20 protein-coding genes are annotated in these 23324 nt (G+C 73.9%); 6 read left to right on the top strand and 14 right to left on the bottom strand.

Annotated features, from left to right (window positions below):
• Positions 1-97: 97 nt before the first annotated feature.
• From OMK64_RS02980 to OMK64_RS03000, 5 genes are all read right to left on the bottom strand, one after another.
• On the bottom strand, positions 98-571 hold the full coding sequence (locus tag OMK64_RS02980; RefSeq protein ID WP_272726490.1) for a heme-degrading domain-containing protein: 474 nt from the start codon (positions 569-571) through the stop codon (positions 98-100).
• Between the two features lie 60 nt (positions 572-631).
• Positions 632-1654 carry a tyrosine-type recombinase/integrase gene (locus OMK64_RS02985; protein WP_272726491.1) on the bottom strand — a complete coding sequence of 341 codons (1023 nt, stop codon included), beginning with the start codon at positions 1652-1654 and terminating at the stop codon, positions 632-634.
• Positions 1655-2555: 901 nt separating this feature from the next.
• A complete protein-coding gene (locus OMK64_RS02990) occupies positions 2556-3056 on the bottom strand; it encodes a GNAT family N-acetyltransferase (protein ID WP_272726492.1) in 501 nt (166 codons plus the stop codon).
• 94 nt (positions 3057-3150) lie between these two features.
• Complete coding sequence (locus OMK64_RS02995) at positions 3151-3291, bottom strand: hypothetical protein (protein WP_272726493.1); 141 nt, start codon at positions 3289-3291, stop codon at positions 3151-3153.
• Positions 3292-3371: 80 nt separating this feature from the next.
• Positions 3372-4016 (bottom strand): MBL fold metallo-hydrolase, encoded by a 645-nt coding sequence (locus tag OMK64_RS03000; protein ID WP_272726494.1) that lies wholly within the window; start codon positions 4014-4016, stop codon positions 3372-3374.
• A 184-nt stretch (positions 4017-4200) separates the two neighbouring features.
• Here OMK64_RS03000 and OMK64_RS03005 point away from each other — a divergent pair, with 184 nt between their 5' ends.
• A complete protein-coding gene (locus OMK64_RS03005) occupies positions 4201-4968 on the top strand; it encodes a ParA family protein (protein ID WP_272726495.1) in 768 nt (255 codons plus the stop codon).
• Between the two features lie 90 nt (positions 4969-5058).
• Here the strand turns inward: OMK64_RS03005 and OMK64_RS03010 are convergent, their stop codons facing one another.
• From OMK64_RS03010 to clsA, 8 genes are all read right to left on the bottom strand, one after another.
• Entirely contained in the window at positions 5059-5652 is a 594-nt protein-coding gene (locus OMK64_RS03010; RefSeq protein WP_272726496.1) for a MerR family transcriptional regulator, read from the bottom strand.
• A gap of 168 nt (positions 5653-5820) precedes the next feature.
• Positions 5821-6315, bottom strand: a complete 495-nt coding sequence (locus tag OMK64_RS03015; RefSeq protein WP_272726616.1) for a bifunctional nuclease family protein — start codon at positions 6313-6315, stop codon at positions 5821-5823.
• An 83-nt stretch (positions 6316-6398) separates the two neighbouring features.
• The gene (gene ftsR / locus OMK64_RS03020) at positions 6399-7166 is read right to left on the bottom strand and encodes a transcriptional regulator FtsR (protein WP_272726497.1); all 768 of its coding nucleotides are present in this window, start codon (positions 7164-7166) and stop codon (positions 6399-6401) included.
• Positions 7167-7206: 40 nt separating this feature from the next.
• Positions 7207-7692, bottom strand: coding sequence for an FHA domain-containing protein (locus OMK64_RS03025; RefSeq protein WP_272726498.1), 486 nt, complete (start codon positions 7690-7692; stop codon positions 7207-7209).
• A gap of 115 nt (positions 7693-7807) precedes the next feature.
• Positions 7808-9541 (bottom strand): DUF881 domain-containing protein, encoded by a 1734-nt coding sequence (locus tag OMK64_RS03030; protein WP_272726499.1) that lies wholly within the window; start codon positions 9539-9541, stop codon positions 7808-7810.
• Complete coding sequence (locus OMK64_RS03035) at positions 9538-9870, bottom strand: small basic family protein (protein WP_124343430.1); 333 nt, start codon at positions 9868-9870, stop codon at positions 9538-9540. The genes OMK64_RS03030 and OMK64_RS03035 overlap by 4 nt, the downstream gene beginning before the upstream one ends.
• Positions 9867-10856, bottom strand: coding sequence for a DUF881 domain-containing protein (locus OMK64_RS03040; RefSeq protein ID WP_272726500.1), 990 nt, complete (start codon positions 10854-10856; stop codon positions 9867-9869). Before OMK64_RS03040 ends, OMK64_RS03035 begins: the two co-directional genes overlap by 4 nt.
• Complete coding sequence (gene clsA, locus OMK64_RS03045; protein ID WP_272726501.1) at positions 10853-11437, bottom strand: cardiolipin synthase ClsA; 585 nt, start codon at positions 11435-11437, stop codon at positions 10853-10855. Before clsA ends, OMK64_RS03040 begins: the two co-directional genes overlap by 4 nt.
• A 179-nt stretch (positions 11438-11616) precedes the next feature.
• Here clsA and OMK64_RS03050 point away from each other — a divergent pair, with 179 nt between their 5' ends.
• On the top strand, positions 11617-12033 hold the full coding sequence (locus OMK64_RS03050) for a CoA-binding protein (protein ID WP_272726502.1): 417 nt from the start codon (positions 11617-11619) through the stop codon (positions 12031-12033).
• 262 nt (positions 12034-12295) lie between these two features.
• The gene (locus tag OMK64_RS03055) at positions 12296-14071 is read left to right on the top strand and encodes a DEAD/DEAH box helicase (protein WP_272726503.1); all 1776 of its coding nucleotides are present in this window, start codon (positions 12296-12298) and stop codon (positions 14069-14071) included.
• A gap of 175 nt (positions 14072-14246) precedes the next feature.
• On the opposite strand, the gene OMK64_RS03060 is transcribed toward OMK64_RS03055, so the two are convergent.
• The gene (locus tag OMK64_RS03060) at positions 14247-16892 is read right to left on the bottom strand and encodes a substrate-binding domain-containing protein (protein ID WP_272726617.1); all 2646 of its coding nucleotides are present in this window, start codon (positions 16890-16892) and stop codon (positions 14247-14249) included.
• Between the two features lie 127 nt (positions 16893-17019).
• On the opposite strand from OMK64_RS03060, the gene OMK64_RS03065 reads away from it, so the two are divergent.
• The 3 genes from OMK64_RS03065 (at position 17020) to OMK64_RS03075 (ending at position 23302) form a co-directional block, all read left to right on the top strand.
• Positions 17020-18120: a LacI family DNA-binding transcriptional regulator gene (locus OMK64_RS03065; RefSeq protein WP_272726504.1), complete on the top strand. Its 1101-nt coding sequence runs from the start codon at positions 17020-17022 to the stop codon at positions 18118-18120.
• A gap of 198 nt (positions 18121-18318) precedes the next feature.
• Positions 18319-20922, top strand: coding sequence for a glycoside hydrolase family 6 protein (locus OMK64_RS03070; RefSeq protein ID WP_272726505.1), 2604 nt, complete (start codon positions 18319-18321; stop codon positions 20920-20922).
• Positions 20923-21073: 151 nt separating this feature from the next.
• Positions 21074-23302 carry a cellulase family glycosylhydrolase gene (locus tag OMK64_RS03075; protein WP_272726506.1) on the top strand — a complete coding sequence of 743 codons (2229 nt, stop codon included), beginning with the start codon at positions 21074-21076 and terminating at the stop codon, positions 23300-23302.
• Positions 23303-23324 lie beyond the last annotated feature (22 nt).

The raw sequence follows: 23324 nt of genomic DNA on the forward strand, positions 1-23324 counted from the left end.
GTCTGGAACCCCGACCGCGACGCCCCTGACCGCCACGACCCTGACCGCGAGACGAGCGACGACGTCCCGACGCCGGACGCGGGCTGTGGACGGCTCGTCAGGCGAGGAACGCGCGCAGCGCCTCCACGACGAGCGCATGGTCGTCCGCCTGCGGCAGCCCTGACACCGTGACGACGCCGACCGCGCCCACACCGTGCACCCGCACCGGGAACGCGCCCCCGTGGGCGGCGTACTGCTGGAGCGGCAGGTCGTGCTGCTCGGTGAACGTCGTCCCGCGATCCTTCGCCCGCAGGCCCACCAGGTAGGACGACGCGCCGAACCGCTCGACGACGCGCACCTTCCGCTCGACCCAGGAGTCGTTGTCCGGGGTCGTGCCCTCGCGGGCCGCGTGGAAGAGCTGCTGCGTCCCGCGGCGGATGTCGATCGTCACCGCCAGGTCGCGCTCCTCGGCGAGCTCGACGAGCAGGCAGCCGAGGCGCCATGCCTCGTCGTTCGTGAACGAGGAGAGGACGAGCTCGCGTTCCTGCTGCTCGACCTGGGCGATCGTGGTCCGGACGTCATCGGTGGTCATGCCGACATCGTCCCGCACACCCGGTCCACCCACGCGACGGCACGCAGCGCGCACCGGCGATCAGGACGGCACGGCCGCGGTCGCCGACTCCGCGTGGCCGACCTCGCGCAGCACACGCCGCGACGGAGAGACGAGCACGGCGTCCCGGACGTCGGCGGCGGTGGCCTTGACGTAGATGCCGGTGGTCTTGAGGTCCTCGTGACCGAGGAGCGCCTGGACGGCCGGAGCAGGCACGCCCGAGCGGATGAGCCCCTTCGCGAACGTGTGCCGGAAGCCGTGCGCCGCCTCGCCCTCCTGCTTCGAGACGCCCGACCGGCGGATCCAGCCGTCGACGAGGTGGTTGAGCGCACCGCGCTGCAGCGGCCGGCCCGACGACAGGCGCAGCAGGGGAGCGCCGTGCTCCGGCGCGCCGAACCGGTCGTCCCGCTCCGCGACGTACTCCTGCACGATGCGCAGCGCCTCCGGCGGGACAGGGACGTTGCGCTGCCGGTTGCCCTTGCCGATGACCGTGAGCACCGCCTCGCCGTCCTCCTCGACGCGCAGGGACCGGTCCGTCAGACTGCACAGCTCCGACGCACGCACGCCGGTGGTCGACAGCAGCGCGAACGCCGCGCGGTCGCGGGCCGGCCAGCGGCGGCTGTCACCGGGGGAGACGTCCCACGCGACCTTCGCGAGCCGCAGCAGCTCCGCGTCGTCCCACCCCGCCGGCAGGCGCACCGGCCGTTCGGGGGCCTCGATGCGCAGCGTCGGGTCCACCGCGAGGTGCCCTTCCATCTGCAGCCACCGGACGAACAGGCGCAGCGTGCCCACCCGGCGCTGGACGGTCGACGCGGCCTCACGCCCGCGGATCGACCGGTACGCGTTCTTGACGTTCAGCTCGGTCAGGTCGTCGGACGTGAGCAGCGCGAGCGGGTCCTCGCCGTCGTCGCCCGTGAGCCGGCCGACGTCCTGCGCGATCTGCCGCGCCCACGTCGCGACGTCCTGGCGGTAGCCCGCACGCGAGCCGTCGGTCAGGCCGCGCCGCGTGAGCGTCGCGCGGTCGGTCAGGAACGGCTCGACGACGGAGGCGAGGGGCACGGCCATGCGCCGACCGTACGGGCCGAGGTGGCGAGGCGACGGGGGGCGCGCCGGAGTTCTGCCAAAGTTCCGAGCGTGGCTGGGGAGAGCGAGCGGAGAGGGGCGTGCAGATGGATGGCGCAGACGCCGGGCGGGACAGTCTCTGTGCGTCGCGAGGGCGCCGGACGCGTCGGACCGCGTGGGACTGCCGGTGCCGGCACAGGGCCGACGGGTGGCTGGAGCGGCGTGGGAGCGACGGACACGTGAGTACAGGTCCGACGGGCGGCTCGCGGCAGGGACGGCAGGACGGCGTGGAGGCGTGACCTGCACCGCTCCCCAGTTCTGCCAAAGTTCCGGCTATGTTCGAAAACGCCTGGGACAGGGCTCGTGAGGGGCGGGCGGCGACCCGGCGAGCCATCAGGCGTCTCCGCACGGTCCCGCCGCCTGCGTGATCATCACAGCGACCCTGCGATCACGCACCGTCCGTCCCGTGCGGAACGAGACGTTCGCCCTGACGACCGCCATGGCCGCGACGGGCGTCGCCCGCCGTCGACGTGCACGACTGCGCCCCGGGCGTCGGCCTCGGCGTGCCGGACCCGCGGGAGCGGCACCTCGAAGGCCGACAGCGGGATCTGCAGGACCGCCTGCTCGTCGGTCAGCACCGTGCACGGGCGCCACCAGATGAGCCAGGCCAGCACCGGCGCGACGACGGACATGACCGAGTCGGCGACACCCGGACCCCGGCCGCGAGGAACGTCATGCCACTCGAGGCAACGGTCTGCCACCGGCTCTGACGGGGTCCCCTCAGCCCCTGCCGCCAGCCCCGTGCGGGAACTATGGCAGAAAGTGTCCACGTGGCCCCCATCGCTCTCCCGCCACGCCGCCCTACCGTCGGCGCGCCGGCCGGCCGAGCTCGGCGCCGATCCGGTCAGCGCAGCTGCGGCTCCTCGAGCTCGCGCACCCACCGCTCCTCCACGAGCGACGGGTCCCGCGGCAGCGGCTGCCGCTCCCCCGTCCGCGCGAAGCCGGCGCGCACGTACAGGTCCCCCGCCGCGTTGTTGCCGTCGAGGATCCACAGCGAGAGGGTGCGGGCACCGTCGGCCACGGCAGCGGCGCGGACCGCGTCGAGCAGCGACCAGGCGATCCCCTGCCGGCGCGCCTCCGGGGCGACCCACAGCGCGACGACGTGCCGGTCGTCCACGGGCGACCCGGGCTCCTGGATCATCGACACGAGCCCGCGGCCCACCTGCTGCTCGTCGACCGCGACCCACGTCGGGCCGGTCCGGATCCGCATGCGCCAGTGCGACTCGCGGAACGACTCCTCACGCGCCAGCGACGAGCCGAACACCTCGGGGCTCTCCCGCAACGCCCGCAGACGCACGTCCCGCACGAGGGCCCAGTCGTCTTCGGTGGCGCGGTGGATCTGCACGCGACCAGCATGCCTCACACGGGCACACGCGCACGTCAGGCGAACCGCGCGGCGGCCGGTCACCCGCCGGGCGTGTCCACGGCGGGCCTCGGTGTCAGGGCGCCGGCAGGGTGCCGCCGTGACCTTCCGGGTCGGGGACCGACCGGGCGACGTCGGCGATCTCCTCCTCGGGCCGGGGCGGGACGGTCTCGTCGAACTCGAGCTCGGGCACGTCGTGTCCGGTGGGCTGCGTCATGCTGCCTCCTTCGTGGTCCGGGCGGGCCGGTCGAGGTGGACGCCCACCGTACGGCGGGCGTCGGCGGTGCGGGAAGGTCGTCAGACGTCCAGCGCGTCGCCGGGCCCGAGGTCGAGCGCCTCACCCGCGCCGGCGAGCCGGCCGAGGAGGGTGCGCGACAGCCCCCGGCCCGCGTCGCTGAGCTGGACGTCGTGGATGACCGCGATGCGGCGCGGCTGCACGGCGCGGACCCAGTCGACGACCTCGGCGAGCTTGACCCACGGCGCGCCGAGCGGCGTGAGCAGCACGTCGACGGCGTTGCCGGCCGGGTCGACGAGCGCGTCGCCCGGGTGCAGGACACCGTCGACGAGGTACGCGACGTTCGCGACGCGCGGGATGTCGGCGTGGATGAGCGCGTGCCACTCCCCCAGCACGGCCACGTCGAACGGCCCCACGGTCACCGTGTCGCCGTGCCGGACGGCGTGCAGCCGCTCCTGCGGCGCGCCCGCGCCCGCGACGGCGTCGAGCGCGTCCTGCGGGCCCCAGACGTCCACGCCGTCGCGCGCAGCCGCGGCGACGCGCTCGGCGTCGAGGTGGTCGACGTGCTCGTGCGTGACCAGGATCGCCGACGTCCCGCTCAGGGCGCCGTCGAGGTCGGAGAAGGTGCCAGGGTCGATGACGAGGCTCGTCCCGTCCCGCTCGAGCCGCACGCAGGAGTGTCCCCATCGGGTGAGTCGGGTGGTCATGGCCCCAGTCTGCCCGGGCCGGTCCGTCGCCGCAGGTCAGGCCGCCGCCCGCGTCGTCGCGTCACCACCGTTGCGCACGGCGGCTCGACCCGCGCGCGCCCGGGTGCCGCCTGCCCTGCGGTCGACGTGTCCGTGCGGCTCGCCGGTTTCCTCGCAGGCCCGCCGTGCCCGTACCGTGGGCGCCGTGCTGGTGCTCGGGGTGTGCAGTCTCAAGGGTGGCGTGGGCAAGACGTCGGTCACGCTCGGCCTCGCGTCGGCGGCGCTCGAACGTGGGGTGCGCACGCTCGTGATCGACCTCGACCCGCAGGGCGACGCGACGATGGCGCTCGGCGCCCGCGCGGCCGGCACAGGTGACGTCGCCGGTGTGCTGAGCGAGCCGGGTGCCGAGTCGGTGGCCGCCGCGACCGTGCTGAGCACGTGGGCCGACGACGGCCTGGACGTGCTCGCCGGCTCCGAGCGCTCCGCGGTACACGACCGGCTCGACGTGGACGACGTCGACCGGCTGCGGTACACGCTGTCGTGGGTGTCGGGCTACGACCTCGTCCTCGTCGACTGCCCGCCGTCGCTCGGCGCGCTCACGCGGACCGGTCTGACCGCGTGCGACCGCGCGATCGTCGTCACCGAGCCGGGCCTGTTCGCGGTGATGGCCGTCGGTCGTGCGATGCGGACCATCGACGAGCTCCGTCGAGGCCCTGCCGCGCAGCTGCAGCCACTCGGCATCGTGGTCAACCGCGTGCGGGCGCGCTCCGTCGAGCAGGCGTTCCGCATGGAGGAGCTGCGCACGCTGTACGGGCCCCTCGTCCTGTCACCGTTCGTCCCCGAGCGTGCCGCGCTGCAGCAGGCGCAGGGCGCCGCGCAGCCCGTGCACGCCTGGCCCGGCGCCGCGGCCGCCGAGCTGGCGACGACGTTCGAGTCGCTGCTGGACCGCGCGATGCGGGCGCCGCGCCGCTGAGCGGAGACCGGCTGGCTCTCGACACGAGCCCAGCCGCCGCGCAGGCACACGACGCGCGCCCCCCCGGTGACGGGGGACGACTGCGGGCGGTCAGCCCGCGGAACGCGCCTGACGACGCAGCGCGAGCTCGTCCTGCGGGGCGGGCGCGACCTCGTCGGTCGACTCGTCCTCCGCACGCTCGGTCGGGAGCTCGGCGAGCGACCCCTCGACCTCACGCCACACCCGACCCACCGCGATGCCGAAGACACCCTGGCCACCCTGGACGAGGTCGATGACCTCGTCGGCCGACGTGCACTCGTACACCGACGCACCGTCGGACATGAGCGTGATCTGCGCGAGGTCGTCGACGCCGCGCTCGCGCAGGTGGCCGACCGCGGTGCGGATCTGCTGCAGCGAGACGCCGGTGTCGAGCAGGCGCTTGACGACCTTGAGGACCAGGATGTCGCGGAAGCTGTACAGCCGCTGGGTGCCCGAGCCGGTGGCCGGGCGGATCGACGGCTCGACGAGACCGGTGCGCGCCCAGTAGTCCAGCTGCCGGTAGGTGATCCCCGCCGCGCGGCAGGCCGTCGGCCCTCGGTAGCCCGAGTACGTGTCGAGGTCGGGGAGGTCGTCGTCGAACAGCAGACCCTGCGCGCGCTGCGGCACCGCGGTGGTGTGCTGCTCGGCGCCTTCGTTGCTGCTCACGGGTCCTCCACTTTCGCCCGCCCGACGGCGCGCTGGTCCTCGACTGCCTGCAACGCTAGGCCTGGCGTGACCCCGATGCAACGACGCCCCGCCCTGGCGTGTCGCTCCCGGCGAGTCTCACCTTCTACCTGAGGTCGAAGGTTCACCCGTTCGCGCACGTCATGGCCCTCACGGGCCGTTCTCCCCCGGCTCCTCGCCCGTCGAGAAGTCGTCCGGGGTGACGACGTCGAGGAAGCGGCGGAACCGCTCGAGGTCCTGCTCGGTGCTCGTCGTCCGCACCTCCACGCCCGCCACCGCGACGACCTCGGCCGCGCACATCACCGGGCAGCCGAACCGCAGCGCGAGCGCGATCGCGTCCGACGCGCGCGAGTCCACACGCGGCCCCGTCGCGAGCACGAGCTCGGCGTGGAAGACGCCCTCCTCCAGGCGCGTGATCTCGACGTGGGCCAGGCTCGACCCCGTCGCCACGATCACGTCCCGCAGGAGGTCGTGGGTCATGGGACGCGGCGGCACGATCCCGGCCTGCGCCGACGCGATGGCGCTCGCCTCCGTGGGCCCGATGAGGATCGGGACGAGCAGCTCCGACTCGGGGTCGAGCAGCAGCACGACGATCTCGTCGTCAGCCAGGTGCTGGCGCACCCCGACGACCTCCACCTGCACCATCCCGCCGTCCTCGCCCACGCGTCCAACGTACGACGTCCTCGGCGGATCGGCGCGCCCCGTCGGGCAGACGGTCGGGCCGGTTCTCAGGGGGTGAGGTCGGCCACCGCGGCGCGCACGAGCGCGGTGTGCATCTGCGTGCACAGCTCGCCGACCTCGGCCGCCACGGTCCCGGCGCGTGCCGCCGCGGAGGCGCCCCGACGACCCCGCCACGGCGCGACGACCTGCTCGACGAGGTCGGCCTGACGGTCCGCCGCAGTGCGGAACTGGCGCAGATGACGCGCGTCGATGCCGTGCTCGGCCAGTGCGGCCGCAGCCACGACCACGTCGCGCGCCCACGGGTCGAACGAGGACCGGCCGCGCGGCCGCAGGACGCCCGCCGCGACGAGCTCCTCGACGAACGCGACGTCGACGCCCGCCTCCGACGCGAGCGCGTCGACCGTCCAGCGGACCTCACCCGACTGCACGACGCCGTCGCGCGTGGCCAGGCGGGCGCGCGGCGCCGACTCCTCCTCGTCGCCCGCGTCGAGCGCCGCCAGACGCTCGCCGATGACCTTGAGAGGCATGTACTTGTCGCGCTGGAGGCGCAGCACGAACCGCAGGCGCTCGATGTCGGCGGGCGAGTACTGGCGGTACCCCGCGGGCGTGCGGACGGGCTCGACGAGACCCTGCTCCTCGAGGAAGCGCAGCTTCGACGTCGTGACGGCGGGGAACTCGATCCGCAGCGCCGCGAGGACGTCCGAGATGCGCATGGACGCGCGACGGGAGATGCCCCGCGGCCACGGCTCGACGGCACCCGGTCGTGCGGCCTCCGTGTCGTCCTGCTGCCTGCGCTGCGCCCGCGCGCCGCTCATGCGTCCCTCCCCCGCGGACCCGTGATGACCAGGACGGCGCTCACCCGCGAGCGACCTCGCGGTGCGGGCTCGGGTGGAACGTCATGCGGTACTTGCCGATCTGCACCTCGTCGCCAGGACGCAGCACCGCCTGGTCGATGCGGTTCCGGTTGACGTACGTGCCGTTGAGCGAACCGATGTCGCGCACGACGAAGTGCTGCCCGTCCCGCACGAACTCCGCGTGCTTGCGGGACACCGTCACGTCGTCGAGGAAGATGTCGGCCTCGGTCGACCGCCCGGCGACCGTGCGGTCGGCGTCGAGCAGGAACCGCGCCCCGGCGCTCGGGCCGCGCTGCATCACGAGGAGCGCCGACGTCGGGGGCAGCGCGTTGACCGCGGCCACCTCGTCGGGCGTCAGGCCGACCGGCGCCGCCGCCTCGATCTCGACGGGCTCGAGCGCGCCGAACGACATCGTCGTGTCCGGACCGTACGCGGGCCGACCCGTCTGCGGTCCGGGGACCCCAGGGGCCTGCTCGTCGCCGCTCATTCCGCCTCCCGCACGCCCAGCTGATCCGATCACCCCGGCACCGTCGTCGGTGGGGTAGGCACACCCTATGCGGAGCCGGCGCGTCGTCGCAGCACGGATCGCCTGGACGCGCGGGTCAGTCGGTCGTCGGGGGCACCGGGGTCGCGTGCACGGGGTCCGGCAGGACGCGGACCGCGCTGACCTCGACGAGGTCCTGCGGCTCGACCGACGCGTTGGCGCCGTTGTTGCGCACCTCGGCGAAGGCGCCGCCCGGCATCTGGAGCGCGGTCGCGATCGTGTCGGGGTCGCCGATGACCTTCCAGACGTACGGTGCGGACAGCGTCGTGCCGTCCAGCTGGATCGCGCCAGCGGTCCCCGTGAACGCGCTGCTCGCCGTGATCCGCTGGTCGTTGAGCTGCATCGCCTCGGCGCCCGCGTTGCGGAGCTCCTCGAGCATGTTGAGCATCGTGACGGGCTTCACCTGCGAGCCGCCGTCGCTCACCGTGACGACCACGCCTCGCCCCTCCGCGGGCAGCCTGCCCGCGAGGATGCCCTGCGTCTCGGCGCTGCGGCGCAGCGCGTCGAGCGCGGCCTGGCGGGTGTCGGAGCCCGAGAGCAGCTCGTCCCGCTCGTCGACGAGGTCGGCGCGCTCACGCTCGAGAGCGTCGCCGCGCGTCGTCGCCTCGTCGAGGATCCGCACGAGGTCGGCCTGCCGCATGCCCGACAGGCTCAGGTCGCTGGTCTGCCGGATCTGCACGGCGAGCGCGAAGCCGAGCAGCGCGCACAGGACGCCCGCGAGCACCTGCGCACGGGTGACGCGCGGGCGCAGCGCACGGCCCAGCACCGCCCAGCCGCTGCCCGGAGCCGCGGCGTCCGGCGTCGTCCGCACCACGGCCGGCGGGACGGGTGCGGCGGCGGAGGCCGCGGGCACCACGGGCGCGGCCATGGCCTCGTCGATGCCGGCGGCGCCAGGCTCGTCGGCGAGCGCGGCGTCAGGGGATCGCTCGTCGCCGTGGCCCGCGACGGGGGCGTCCGCGCGTGCGTCCTCGTCCCGCGTGGTGTCCCCGACACCACCGTCGAAGTATCGGGCGGCGTCCGCGTCCGTGAGCGCGTGCTCGTCCCACGCGGCGGCCGGGAGGCCCTCGTCGACGTGGTCGGGGGCGTTCTCGCCGGCGGGCGCGTGCTGCTCCCACGACGGGTCCGACGGGTCCGCGACCGGTGCGTCGGCCGGCAGGTCGTGGTCCGGCGCGCCGACGGGCAGGTCGGGGTCGGACGGCTCCGCCGGCGCCGTGAGCACGGACAGGTCGTCCGCGTCCTTGCCGAGCACGTGCGCGAGGGGCGCGTCGAGCGGGCGGACGAGCGCGTCGTCGTCGACGTGCACGACGTCCTGCGGAAGCCCGCCGTCCGGACCGTCGAGGTCGCCGGTCACCGCGGCGTGCGGCTCGGCAGCCGGGACGTCGAGGGCCGCGTCGGCGACGTCGTCGACCTGGTCGCTCGCCAGGACGTCGTCCTCGCGCGTCAGGACGTGGTCCTCGCTCGTCAGGGCGTCGCGGTTGGTGCCGGTCGGCTCCGCGGCGTCCTCGTCATCAGGCGGAAGCGGACGGAGGTCGTCGGGCGTCGCACCCGCCGGGGCGAGATCCGAGGGGTCGTCGTCGGCCGGCGGCACGACGTCCTCGGCGGCGGCGGTCGGGACGACGACCGGCTCGTCCGGGCCCGGGGCGTCGACGCTCGTCAGGTCGGTGCCCGTCTGGTCGGCGTCCGACCGATCAGCACCCGTCAGGTCGCCACTGGGCAGGTCGACGCCGGGCAGGTCGACGCTCGGCGCGTCGGCGGGCGCGTCGTCGGGGCGGTCCGGGTGCTGGTCGCTCATGCCTTGAACAGGTGCCGCCGGATGGAGGCGGCGTTCGAGAAGATCCGGATGCCCAGGACGACGACGACCGCGGTCGACAGCTGCGAGCCGACGCCGAGCTGGTCGCCCAGGAAGACGATGAGGGCGGCGACCACGACGTTCGAGAGGAACGACGTGAGGAAGACGCGGTCGTCGAAGATGCCGTCGAGCATCGCCCGCAGGCCGCCGAACAGCGCGTCGAGCGCTGCGACGACCGCGATCGGCAGGTACGGCTGCAGCTCAGGGGGGACGGTGGGCTGCAGCACGAGGCCCACGACGACCCCGACGACGAGCCCGATCACTGCGATCACGAACGTTCCCTCCCCGGATGACGTGCCGACCCTGCCACACCGGCCGCCTCGTCCGCACCCTCCGTCGACGCGCCCGGGTCCTGCGTGCTCGACGACTCCTCGGTCGTCGACGACGGTGTCGGCGGGGTGAGCCGCGCGTCCTCCGGCACGGTCGCGTCGTGCAGCTTCAGCTGGCCCGTGCCGGGCAGCTCGAGCGCGGTCTGCGACGAGGTGTCGACGCCGATGTCGTAGGTGCTGCGCAGGGTCGCGAGCAGCTGTCCGGCGGAGCTGCGGGCCAGCTCCGTCTGGAGCGTGACCGGGTCGCCGACGGCCTCGACGACGTACGGGCTGATGAGCGGCACGAGGTCCACGCGCACCACGGGTCCCGAGCTCCGGATCGCCGACGTGGCCGTGAGCCGCTCGCCGTTGATGGCGACCGCCTCGGCGCCCGACGCCCACAGCCCGTTGACGAGCACCTGCAGGTCGAAGTCCTGCACGCGGGACGACGGGTCGTCCTCCTCCGCCTCCGGGTCGACCGGGGCGTCGGTGAGCACGATGCGCAGCCCGGGGCCGGTGACGGGCACGACCCCGGCGGCGATCTGGCTCGCCTCGAGCTCCGCGGCCAGGGCAGGGTCCACGTCGTCGAGCGCGGCCTCCTGCAGCGCGCGGACCTCGTCGCTGAGCGACGCGATGTCGCCCTCGAGCGCCTCGGCCTCGGCGTCGTGCTGCTCGATCTGGTTCTGCAGCAGGTTGCGCGCGGCGACGACCGACGGCGGAGGCGTGCGCAGCGACACGGCCGCCGTGACCGTCCCGAGCCCCAGCAGGAGACCGAGGACCAGGAGCAGCGCGGCGCCGCTGCGCGTGCGCGGCGGCCGCGTCCCCGCACGACGGCCCTCGGCCGCAGCGGCGTAGCCGGGGTCGAGCGGCCGCCGGTACACCTCGTTCAGGAGCGTCATCGACGCGTCGGGGGCGGGCCGCTGCACCGCGTCGCCGTGCCGGGACGTCATGCCGTCGCCGCCCCGCCGTGGAGCAGGCCGCGCGCCTGCACGAGGTACAGCGCGCCGGCGAACCAGTACAGGCCCACGCCCCACAGCGCGCACGCCCAGCCCAGCACGGAGGCGACCGGCCCGAGCGGTGCCGCCCACTGGCCGAGCAGCAGCAGCGGGAAGGCGTAGAGCAGCGCGAACGTGCCGGCCTTGCCGGCCATGTGGACGGGCAGCGGACCCCAGCCGGCCCGCGCGAGCCGGACCAGGACGCCCGCGAGGAGCAGGTCGCGCGCGACGAGGACGGCGAGGAGCCACCACGGCACCGCACCGCGCCAGACGAGCCCGACCAGCGTCACGAGGATGAAGAGGCGGTCGGCGGCCGGGTCCAGCAGCTGGCCCAGCCGCGACACCTGGTGGAGCCGGCGGGCGAGCACGCCGTCGAGCCAGTCGGACGCGCCGGACACCGCCAGCACGACGACGGCCCAGCCGTCGTGCCCGGTCGCGATGAGCCAGCCGAACACCGGCACCAGCAGCAGCCGGACGAAGCTCACGAGGTTGGGCACGGTCAGCACACGGGGCGTGACGAGGTCGTTCTGGCTCACTGCCTCCCCCGTCGCTCTCGGTGCTTGCGGCGACGATCCTACGGCGCTCCCCCACGCCGACCTGCCCCGCCGTCCGCACCCGCGCGTCGCACGACCGCGAGGGTGCGTGGTTCGTCCGGTCCCGTGCTGCCGGCGCGTCCGACGAGCGGTCGCGCCTCGTCGCGTGCGACGCTGCGAGCGTGACGCACCGCAACGACCCCGACGTGATCCGCCGTCTGCTCACGACGCCCGGCCGGTGGGCCGTCGTCGGCCTGTCGACCAACACCGCGCGCGCCGCCTACGGCGTCGCCGAGTTCGTGCAGGGCCGCGGCCACGAGATCGTGCCCGTGCACCCGAGCGCGCCGACCGTGCACGGCGCCGCCGGGTACGCGACGCTCGGCGAGGTGCCGGGCGACGTGGACGTGGTCGACGTGTTCGTCAACAGCGACCTCGCGGGGGCTGTCGTCGACGACGCGATCGCGATCGGCGCCCGCGCGGTGTGGCTGCAGCTGGGCGTCGTCGACGAGGACGCGGCCGCGCGCGCCGCCGACGCCGGGCTCGACGTGGTCATGGACACCTGCCCGATCATCGAGGCCCGACGGCTCGGGCTCGACTGACACCGCAGCACGTCCGCGCGCCGTGCGGCGTGTGCCCGAACTCACCTGCCGCACCACGACCATCCGCGGCCGCGCGCCCGTAGACTTGTCGGCGACTACCGGAGTTCGTCGCGTCCCCCGTCGAGCCTGCACACGTGTGCGGGCTCGTGTCGTGAAGTCTGGGCACCGTCCTGGTGCCGTGGGTGTGCGGGGCAGCAGCGACCCGCCGTCCGCCGTCCCGGCGCACGGTTCAGGGCTCCCCCGCTCCACCGAACGGTTCCCCATGAGCACCCTCGTGCCCCCTGCCCCCACGACCGACGAGACCGAGACCCCGACGCCCCGCTTCGACGACCTCGGCCTGCCCGCGGCGCTCGAGCGCGCGGTCGTCGACCTCGGCTTCGTCACCCCCTCCGCCATCCAGGCCCAGGCCATCCCCGCGCTGCTCGCCGGCCGCGACATCGTCGGCGTCGCCCAGACGGGCACCGGCAAGACCGCCGCGTTCGGTCTCCCGCTCCTCGCGTCGGTCGACGCGGGCACCGCCGGCGTCCAGGCCGTCGTCCTCACCCCGACGCGTGAGCTCGCGATGCAGGTCGCCGACGCGATCTCGTCGTTCGCGACGCACCTGCACGGTCTCGGCGTCGTCGCCGTCTACGGCGGTGCGCCGTTCCTCCCCCAGCAGCGCGCCCTCGCACGCGGCGCGCAGGTCGTCGTCGGCACCCCCGGCCGCGTCCTCGACCACCTCGACCGCGGCACGCTCGTCATGGACCAGGTGCGCTACCTGGTGCTCGACGAGGCGGACGAGATGCTCCGCATGGGCTTCGCCGAGGACGTCGACCGCGTCCTGTCCTCCACCCCCGACCGCCGTCAGGTCGCCCTCTTCTCGGCCACCATGCCGCCGCCGATCCGCCGCGTCGCCGAGCAGCACCTGCACGAGCCCGTCGAGATCACGGTCGCGCGCCAGTCGTCGACCGTGACGACCGTCCGGCAGACCTACGCCGTCGTCCCGCACCGGCACAAGATCGGCGCGCTCGGCCGCGTCCTGTCCGTCACGGACGCCGACGCGACCATCGTCTTCGTCCGCACGCGCGGCGCGGCCGAGGAGGTCGGCAGCGCGCTCGTCGAGCGCGGGATCTCCGCCGCGCACATCTCGGGCGACGTCGCGCAGAGCGACCGCGAGAAGATCGTCGACCGCCTGCGCACCGGCGCGCTCGACGTGCTCGTCGCGACCGACGTCGCGGCGCGCGGCCTCGACGTCGAGCGCATCGGCCTCGTCGTGAACTTCGACGTGCCGCGCGAAGCCGAGACCTACGTCCACCGCATCGGCCGCACGGGCCGCGCCGGCCGTGAGGGCGAGGCGCTCTCGTTCGTCACGCCGTCCGAGCAGTCCCGCCTGCGCGGCATCGAGCGCACGACCCGCGTGCCGCTCGAGCAGGTCACGATCCCCTCGCCCGCCGAGGTCAGCGCGCACCGCGTGACGCGTCTGCTCGACCGGGCCCCGGAGCGTGCCGCGCTCGGCCGCCTCGACGTCTACCGCGACGCGATCACCGCGCACCTCGCCGCGCACCCCGAGACCGACCCGGTCGAGCTGCTCGCCGCGGTCGCGGCGCTCGCGGTCGGCGACGAGGGTCCGGCGGCCCGCACGGGCGACGACCTCGACGACGCGCTCGAGCGCGCGCGCCTGGTCCCGGGCAAGCACGAGCGCACCGTGGGCCACGACGAGCGTCCCCCGCGTGAGCGTCGCCGCAGCGACACCCACATCGCGGGTGGTCCGCCGCGCTGGCGTGTGGCGGTCGGCCACCGCGACGGTCTCCAGCCGGGCGCCCTGGTGGGCGCGCTCACCGGCGAGGGCGGCCTGAGCGGCAAGGACGTCGGCAAGATCGACATCTTCGGCAGCTTCGCGCTCGTCGACATCCCCGGTGGGCTCACGCCCGACGTGGTCGACCGCCTCACGCGCACGCGTGTCGCCGGGCGACCACTGCGGATCCGCCTGGACACGGGTCCGCGCCCGGGTCACGGCGCCTCGCGGCCGTCGCACGGCCCGCACCGCGGCCGCTCCTGACACGTCCGCCGACCGGTCCTGACCGGACGGCGCACAGCACGACGCCCCGCGGCTCATGCAGCCGCGGGGCGTCGTCGTCTCTCCGGACCTCGGGGCGGCCGTCCTGGCCGCGCTACCGCGCGCACCGGCCACGGGTCCCGGTGTCGCCGGTCTCGCGGACGCGGCGGGGAGCCCGTCAGCGCAGGACGGAGCCCGGCCGCGCCTCGTTCCGCCACGTCGTGGTCGACCCGCCGCGCAGGAGCGCGATGTCGACCTCGCGCAGCACCTCCGACACGTCCCGGAACCCGCGGATGCTCCCGAGCGCCCCGACGCGGATGCGCGACCCCAGCTCGTGCCGGAGCTGGTCGAGCAGCTGCCCGACCCGGCCCGGGACGCCGCCCGGGCCCACGTCGTCGAGCAGCACCGCGAAGTCGTCCTCGGCGATGCGCGCCGGGGTGTCTCCCTCGCGCAGCGGCCGGCGCAGGCGCCGCACGAGCTCGCGGTGCAGGTCGAGCTGCACGTCGCCGTCCTCGTGGCGTCCCTGCGTGGGGATCGCGTGGTCGTCGGCGACGCGCACCAGGACGACCGCGCAGTCGTAGGACGGCGAGCGCCGCGTCCGCAGCAGCGCCGACGCGAGCCGGTCGAGGAAGAGCAGGCGGTTGACGAGGCCCGTCTCAGGGTCGTGCAGGGCGTCGCGCTGGAGCGCGAGCTCGGCCTCCTTGCGTTCCGTCACGTCGACCAGCGCGCCGACGAGCCGCGCCGGGCACCCCGCGTCGTCGAGGACGGTCACCGCGCGGCACAGCATCCAGCGGTAGTCGCCCGACGACGTGCGCACGCGGTGCTCGAGCTCGAGCGGCGTGCCCGCGCCGGCGAGCTGCGACGCGATGGCGGCCGACAGGTCGTCGCGGTCGGCGGGGTGCACGCGCTCGAGCCACTCCGCGGGCGAGTCGCCGATGACCTCGTCGTCGTAGCCGAGCGTCTGCTTCCAGCGCGGCGAGTAGTACACCGTGCCCGCGGAGACGTCCCAGTCCCAGGTGCCGTCGTGCGCGGCCATCGACGCGAGCGCGTAGCGCTCCTCGCTCGCGCGCACGGTGTCGGCGAGGGAGCGTTCCCGCGCAGCGGCCTGCTCGAGCGCCCGTCGCTGCTCGCGCAGCGACGTGAGCAGGCGCTCCTGGTCGAGCGCGACCGCGAGCAGCGCCGCCCAGTGGTTGAACCGGTCGCGCGCGCTCGTGGCCCGCGTCTCGGCGGTGCCGTCGATCGCGAGCAGGCCCCAGTCGCTCCCGCCGAACGTCACCGGGACGACGAACGTGAGCTCGTTGCTGCCGACCGTCCCGGCCCGCGTGAGCGCCGCCGGCGGGAACTGGCTCGCGGTCGTGCGCATGCCGACCAGGCGCGACAGCGTGCCCGACGTGTCGTGCACGCCGACGATCTCCATCTCGCGGTCGCCAGGTCCCCGGTCGGCACCGAGCCAGAGCCCGAGGCAGGCGTGCCCGCGCACACCGCGAGGGAGCCAGCCGAGCGCACGGGGGCTCGCGCCGTCGCCGCGCAGCAGGTCCATGTCGACCTCGTACTGGTCGACGATCGTGCGCTCGAGCTGGCCGCTGCGGGCGAGCATCGCGCGCGTGCAGCCCTTGGTCAGCGCGAGCAGCACCTCGGTGACCGCGCGCCGGACCACGGCCTCGTGCTCGGGCCGCGGGAGCGCCTCGAGGGTCGCGTTCTCGATGCCGCGCAGGCACGTGACGAGCTGCTCGAGGGCCTCGGGATGGGGCTGCATCGCCGCCGTGAGGTCGGCGAGGCGCGCGAGCGTCGCCGGAGCCGGGACCGTGCCGCGCTCGGCCGCGGCCTCGAGCGGCTCGACGACGGCGTGCCACCAGGTGTCCCGGGGAGCGCTCCCGGCACGCCGGCCGGCGCCCGCGCCGACCGGACCGACGAACGCCGTCTCGGCGAGCGCCCGCAGCAGCTGGTGGCCGCCCGCGACCCCGGTCGGCTGCTCGCTCGTCGACGTGGGGCCGACCTCGGTGCAGCCGCACGACTCGCGCAGCACGAGCGTCGACGGCGTCCGGTACTCGCCGCCCACGATCTCCTCGCCGCGCATGCGCGCCAGGAGCAGCGAGACCGCCGTCTCGCCCACACGGTCGTAGTGCGCGTCCACGGTCGACAGCCGGGGCGTCACCCGCGCGCCGGAGTCGGCGTGGTCGAACCCGATGACCGCCTGGTCGCGCGGCAGCACGAGGCCCGCGGCGCGCAGCGCACGCTGGAAGCCGATCGCGTTGCGGTCGGTCGCGGCGACGACCGCCGTCGTCTGGCGGCCGAGCGCGAGCATCCGCGCCGCCGCGTCCGCGCCGCCCTGCTCGTGGTTGTCGGTGGCGTCGTACCACCACGCCTCGGCGGGCTCGATGCCGTGGTCGGCGAGCGTCGCGCGGTACGCCGCGAACCGCTCGCGCATGTCGCGCTGCGTGAGGCACCCTACGAACCCGATCCGGGTGTGGCCGTGCCCCACGAGGTGGTCGACGGCCGCCCGGACGCCTGCGGTGTTGTCGGGGACGACGACCGGGTCGTCCGGCGTCGTCGGCTCCTCCGACACGAGCACGAGCGGGACGCCCCACTGCTGCACGGCCGCGAGCCGGTCGGCGCGCAGCGCCTTGCCGACGACCACGAGACCGTCGACCGCGCCGAGCGCCACAGGGGCGTCGAGGATCGACTCGTCCGGGTAGCGCTCCCGGTCCAGGCCCGCGGGATACGTCTGGACGGCGACCACGCGGTGCCCCGCCGCGCGGGCTGCGCGGGCCACGCCGGCGATGAGCGCACCGAAGTAGAAACCCCCGACGACCGGCGACAACACACCGATGGTGCGTCGCGCCGTCGGCGACACCGGACCGCGCCGGACAGTCCCCATGGTTGCTCCTCGCCTACGTCGTCGGAGTCGAGATGGTGCAATTGTGCCGCATCGGGCGACACACTAGGTGATCGTGGTCACACCTGCATATGACTCGTCCACCGATGGAAGCACTCCGACCCCTCCGGGACCGGGACCGCTTCCACCGTCCACCCCGGCGCCGAGGCGTCCGACGATCACCGACGTCGCCCGTGCGGCAGGCGTCTCGATCGCGGTCGTCTCCTACGCCCTGAACGGTCGCCCCGGCGTCTCGGCGGCGACCCGTGAGCGTGTGCTGCGAGTCGCCGACGAGTTCAACTGGCGACCGAGCGCCGCCGCCCGGTCGATGCGCACGGGCCCGCGTGCGGTCGGTCTCGTCGTGGACCGTGCGGGCGCCGGCCCCGCGGCGCAAGCGACCGGCGTGCTCGAGTTCGTCACCGCGATCCAGGAGGTCCTCGCGACGCGGAACCTCGCGCTCGTGCTGCAGATCGTGGACGGCCCTGAGGCCGCGGTCGCCCTGTACGGCGAGTGGTGGGCCGAGCGGCGCTTCGACGTCATGGTCGTCACCGACGTCCTGGTCGAGGACCCCCGGATCGACGCGCTGCGCCGGTTGCGTGCCCCCACGGTCGTCGTGGGCGGCTCGCCCGAGGACCACGACCTCGCGAGCGTGCGGGTCGACGAGGCGGACGCGTACGCGCGCGTCGCCCGCTACCTGCTCGAGCTGGGCCACCGGAACGTCGCCGCCGTCACCGCACCCGCGGGGCTCGCGCGCACGCGATCGCGCGTCGGCGCGCTGGCTCGGGTCCTCGACCCGGCGGGCGGGCACCTGCAGCACGAGGCCACCGCCGGCACGGCCGAGGAGGCGGCGGTCGCGACCCGTCGGCTGCTGACCGCGGGCCGGCCGCCGACGGCGATCGTGTTCGACTCGGACCAGATGGCCATCGCGGCGCTCGACGTGGCGCGCCGGACGGGCCTGGCCGTGCCGTGGGACCTGTCGGTGGTCGCGGGCTCGGACTCCGCGCTGTGCCGGCTCGCGACGCCGTCGGTCACGACGCTGCCGTCGGCCGAGCGGGACCTCGGCCTTGCGACCGGCGAGGCGGTGCTCGCGGTGCTCGACGGCGACACCCGGGTCCGTCGCGAGCTCCAGGTCGGCGGGCTGGCGGTACGCGGGAGCACCGGTCCGCGGAGCCGCTGACCAGGACGTTCGCCCCCGTCGGCGCGCGGTCGACCGGTAACGAATGGGTAACGCGCGGGGCTTAAACGATTTGCCCCATGCCGCCCGGATCGGCCTGCGTGTTGAGGTAGCCGCCAGTCGCCGTGGACTCCCCCCGGGCGACTCGCGCCCGACCGGGACGGTCCGCTCGGGTGTGCCGATCGACACCCGGAGGACCACGTGTCCACACACGGCAAGCGAGCGACGGTGAGGCGGCGGCTACGCGCCGCGGCGACCGTCGCCACGGCGACGGCACTCGCCGCCGTCCCTCTCACCACCCTGGCGACGAGCGCGAGCGCCGCGCCGACCCATGTCGACAACCCCTACTCGGGCGCGGTCCAGTACGTGAACCCCACGTGGTCCGCCTCGGTCACAGCTGCCGCCGGCCGGCAGAGCGCAGACCCGACCCTCGCCGCGAAGATGCGGACGGTCGCGACGCAGCCCACCGCCGTCTGGATGGACCGGATCTCCGCGATCACCGGCAACGCCGACGGCAACGGGCTGAAGTTCCACCTCGACAACGCGGTCGCGCAGCAGAAGGCCGCGGGCAAGCCGCTCGTCTTCAACCTCGTCATCTACAACCTGCCGGGACGCGACTGCTTCGCGCTGGCGTCCAACGGCGAGCTGCCCGCGAGCGACGCGGGTCTCGCGCGGTACAAGACCGAGTACATCGACCCGATCGCGGACCTGCTCGACAACCCGGAGTACGAGAACATCCGGATCGCCGCGACGATCGAGCCCGACTCGCTGCCGAACCTGGTGACGAACATCTCCGAGCCCGCCTGCCAGCAGTCGGCGCCGTACTACCGCCAGGGCGTGAAGTACGCGCTCGACAAGCTCCACGCCATCCCGAACGTCTACAACTACATCGACATCGGCCACTCCGGCTGGCTCGGCTGGGACAGCAACGCGGGCCCGTCCGCGACGCTGTTCGCCGAGGTCGCCAAGACGACGACCGCGGGCTTCGCGTCGATCGACGGCTTCGTCTCCGACGTCGCCAACACGACGCCGCTCGAGGAGCCGCTGCTCACGGACTCGTCGCTGACGATCAACAACAACCCGATCCGGTCGTCGAAGTTCTACGAGTGGAACTTCGACTTCGACGAGATCGACTACACCGCGCACATGCACCGGCTCCTGGTCGCGGCGGGCTTCCCGTCGACGATCGGCATGCTGATCGACACCTCGCGCAACGGCTGGGGCGGCCCGAACCGCCCGACGTCCATCACGGCCAGCACGGACGTGAACACCTACGTCGACGCGAACCGCGTGGACCGTCGTGTGCACCGCGGCGCGTGGTGCAACCCGCTCGGCGCGGGCATCGGCCGCTTCCCGGAGGCCTCGCCGTCGGGCTACGCCTCGTCGCACCTCGACGCGTTCGTCTGGATCAAGCCCCCGGGTGAGTCCGACGGTGCGTCGTCGGAGATCCCGAACGACCAGGGCAAGCGGTTCGACCGCATGTGCGACCCGACGTTCGTCTCACCCAAGCTGAACAACCAGCTCACGGGTGCCACGCCGAACGCGCCGCTCGCCGGCCAGTGGTTCGAGGAGCAGTTCGTCACCCTGGTGAAGAACGCCTACCCGGTCATCGGCCAGACGGACCCGGGCAACGACACGCAGGCGCCGACGGCGCCGACGGGCCTCACCGCCGGCACGACGACGTCGACCTCCGTCCCGCTGTCGTGGACCGCGTCGACCGACAACGTCGGCGTCACCGGCTACGACGTGTACCGCGGCACGACGCTGGTGGGCACCTCGACCACGACGAGCTACACGGTCACGGGCCTCACGCCCGCCACGGCGTACTCGTTCACGGTCCGCGCCAAGGACGCGGCGGGCAACGTCTCGACCGCCTCGACCGCGGTCTCCGCGACCACGCAGTCGGGCACCGTCACGGACACGCAGGCGCCGTCGGTGCCGTCGGGCCTGACCGCCGGCACGACGACCACCACGTCGGTCCCGCTGTCGTGGACCGCCTCGACCGACAACGTCGGCGTCGCGGGCTACGAGATCCTGCGCGGCACGACCGTGGTCGGCACGTCCACCACGACGAGCTTCACGGTCACCGGCCTGTCCGCCGGCACGACGTACTCGTTCTCGGTGCGCGCCAAGGACGCCGCGGGCAACACGTCCGCCGCTTCCACCGCCGTCTCCGCGACGACGAAGACGGACACCGTGGTCGACACGCAGGCGCCCACCGCGCCGACGGGTCTGGCCGCGGGGACCGCGACGAGCACGGCGATCCCGCTGTCGTGGAACGCCTCGACCGACAACGTCGCCGTGACGGGCTACGACGTGTACCGCGGCACGACGCTCATCGGCTCGAGCGCCACGACGAGCTACACGGCGACCGGCCTCACCGCCGGTACCACGTACTCGTTCACGGTCCGGGCGAAGGACGCCGCGGGCAACGTCTCGACCGCGTCGTCGGCGCTGTCGGCCTCGACGCTGCCGAGCAACCCGACCGGCGGCTGCACCGTGAAGTACACGGCCAGCTCGTGGAACAACGGCTTCACCGCCTCCGTCCGCGTGACGAACGACAGCACCAGTGCCCTCAACGGCTGGACGCTCGGGTTCTCGTTCGCGAACGGCCAGCGGGTGACGCAGGGCTGGAGCGCCGACTGGTCGCAGTCGGGCACGGCCGTGACGGCCAAGAACGCGGCGTGGAACACCACGCTCGCCGCGAAGTCCTCGGTCGACATCGGCTTCAACGGCTCGCACTCGGGCACGAACAACGCGCCGACGGCCTTCACGCTCAACGGCGTGGCCTGCACCGTCGCGTGACCTGACGTGCTCACCGCACTGACCGCATGACGGGCGGGGGTCCTCCGGAACGTCCCGGAGGACCCCCGCTCCGCGTGCCCACCCGGCTGCACCACCGGGCTCGTCCGGCCGGGACCCACCGGCCGGACCGGATCGACCCGAGGAGAACCACGTGCACTCCCCCCTCCGAACCCGCGTGCGCGCGGCGGTCACGGGCCTGCTGGCCGCGACCGCGCTGACCGCGCCGCTGACCCTGGTCGCCGCACCCGCGCAGGCCGCCGCCGGTGACGACTGGCTGCACGTCCAGGGCAACACGATCGTCGACGCGTCCGGGAAGGAGGTCGTGCTCTCCGGCGTCAACTGGTTCGGCTTCAACGCGAGCGAGCGCGTCTTCCACGGCCTGTGGTCCGGCAACATCACCGAGATCACGAAGCAGATGGCCGACCGGGGCATCAACACGGTCCGCGTGCCGATCTCGACGCAGCTGCTGCTCGAGTGGAAGGCCGGCACCTTCCTCAAGCCGAACGTGAACACGTACGCGAACCCCGAGCTCGAGGGCAAGAACAGCCTGCAGATCTTCGAGTACTTCCTCACGCTGTGCCAGAAGTACGGCATCAAGGTGTTCCTCGACGTGCACTCCGCCGAGGCCGACAACTCCGGGCACGTCTACAACGTGTGGTGGAAGGGCTCGATCACCACCGAGGACGTCTACGCCGGGTGGGAGTGGGCGGCGGCGCGCTGGAAGAACGACGACACGATCATCGGCGCCGACATCAAGAACGAGCCGCACGGCACCCAGGGCTCGACCGAGCGCGCGAAGTGGGACGGCACGACCGACAAGGACAACTTCAAGCACTTCGCCGAGACGGCGTCGAAGAAGATCCTCGCGATCAACCCGAACTGGCTCGTGTTCGTCGAGGGGATCGAGATCTACCCGAAGGAGGGCGTCCCGTGGACCTCGACGGGGCTCACCGACTACTACGGCACGTGGTGGGGCGGGAACCTGCGGGGCGTGCGTGACTTCCCGATCGACCTCGGGGCGAACCAGGACCAGCTGGTGTACTCGCCGCACGACTACGGGCCGCTCGTCTTCGACCAGAAGTGGTTCCAGAAGGACTTCGACAAGGCGTCGCTGACCGCCGACGTCTGGGGTCCGAACTGGCTGTTCATCCACGACGAGGACATCGCGCCGCTGCTCATCGGCGAGTGGGGCGGCCGGCTCGGTCAGGACCCGCGGCAGGACAAGTGGATGGCCGCGCTGCGCGACCTGATCGCCGAGCGGAAGCTCAGCCAGACGTTCTGGGTGCTCAACCCCAACTCCGGTGACACGGGCGGTCTGCTGCTCGACGACTGGAAGACGTGGGACGAGGTCAAGTACTCGACGATGCTCAAGCCGACGCTGTTCCAGCACGGCGGCAAGTTCGTCGGCCTGGACCACGAGGTGCCGCTCGGCGGCGTGGGCTCGACGACCGGCATCTCGATCTCGCAGGTGGGCGGCGGCACGTCCGACTCGACCGCGCCGAGCGTCCCGAGCGGCGTGAGGGCGGGCACGCCCACGGCGTCGTCGGTCCCGCTGTCGTGGACCGCGTCGACCGACACCGGCGGCTCGGGCGTCGCGGGGTACGAGGTCTACCGCGGGTCGACGCTCGTCGGCACGACGACCTCGACGTCGTACACCGTCACGGGCCTGACGGCCGACACGGCGTACTCGTTCTCGGTGCGCGCCAAGGACGGCGCGGGCAACGTGTCGGCGGCGTCCACCGCGGTGTCGGTGCGCACGGCGGCCGGCACGGGTGACACGACCGCGCCCAGCGTGCCGACCGGCCTCACGGCGGGCACGGTCACGAAGACGTCGATCCCGCTGACGTGGACCGCGTCGACCGACACCGGCGGCTCGGGCGTCGCGGGCTACGACGTCTACCGCGGCACGACCCTCGTCGGGACGACGACCACGCCGTCGTACACCGTGACGGGCCTGACGGCGGGCACGTCGTACTCCTTCACCGTCCGGGCGAAGGACTCGGCGGGCAACGTGTCGGCCGCGTCGGCGGCGCTCACGGCGTCGACCGCTCCGGACGTCGCGACCGGGTCGTGCTCCGTGGCGTACACGGCCAACGGCTGGTCCAACGGGTTCACGGCTGCGGTCAAGGTCACGAACACCGGGACGACCGCGCTCAACGGCTGGACGCTGGCGTTCGACTTCCCCACCGGCCAGACGCTGACGCAGGGCTGGAGTGCGACGTGGGCGCAGTCCGGTGCCAAGGTCACGGCGACCAACGCGGACTGGAACCGCGTGCTCGCGCCCGGTGCGAGCGTCGAGATCGGGTTCAGCGGGACGCACACCGGCACGAACACCGCGCCGACCGCCTTCACGGTCAACGGGGCGAGCTGCACCCGCTGACCTCTCCGGTGGGTGCGTCGGA

The sequence above is a fragment of the Cellulomonas fimi genome, assembly GCF_028527925.1.
Lineage (GTDB): Bacteria > Actinomycetota > Actinomycetes > Actinomycetales > Cellulomonadaceae > Cellulomonas > Cellulomonas fimi_C.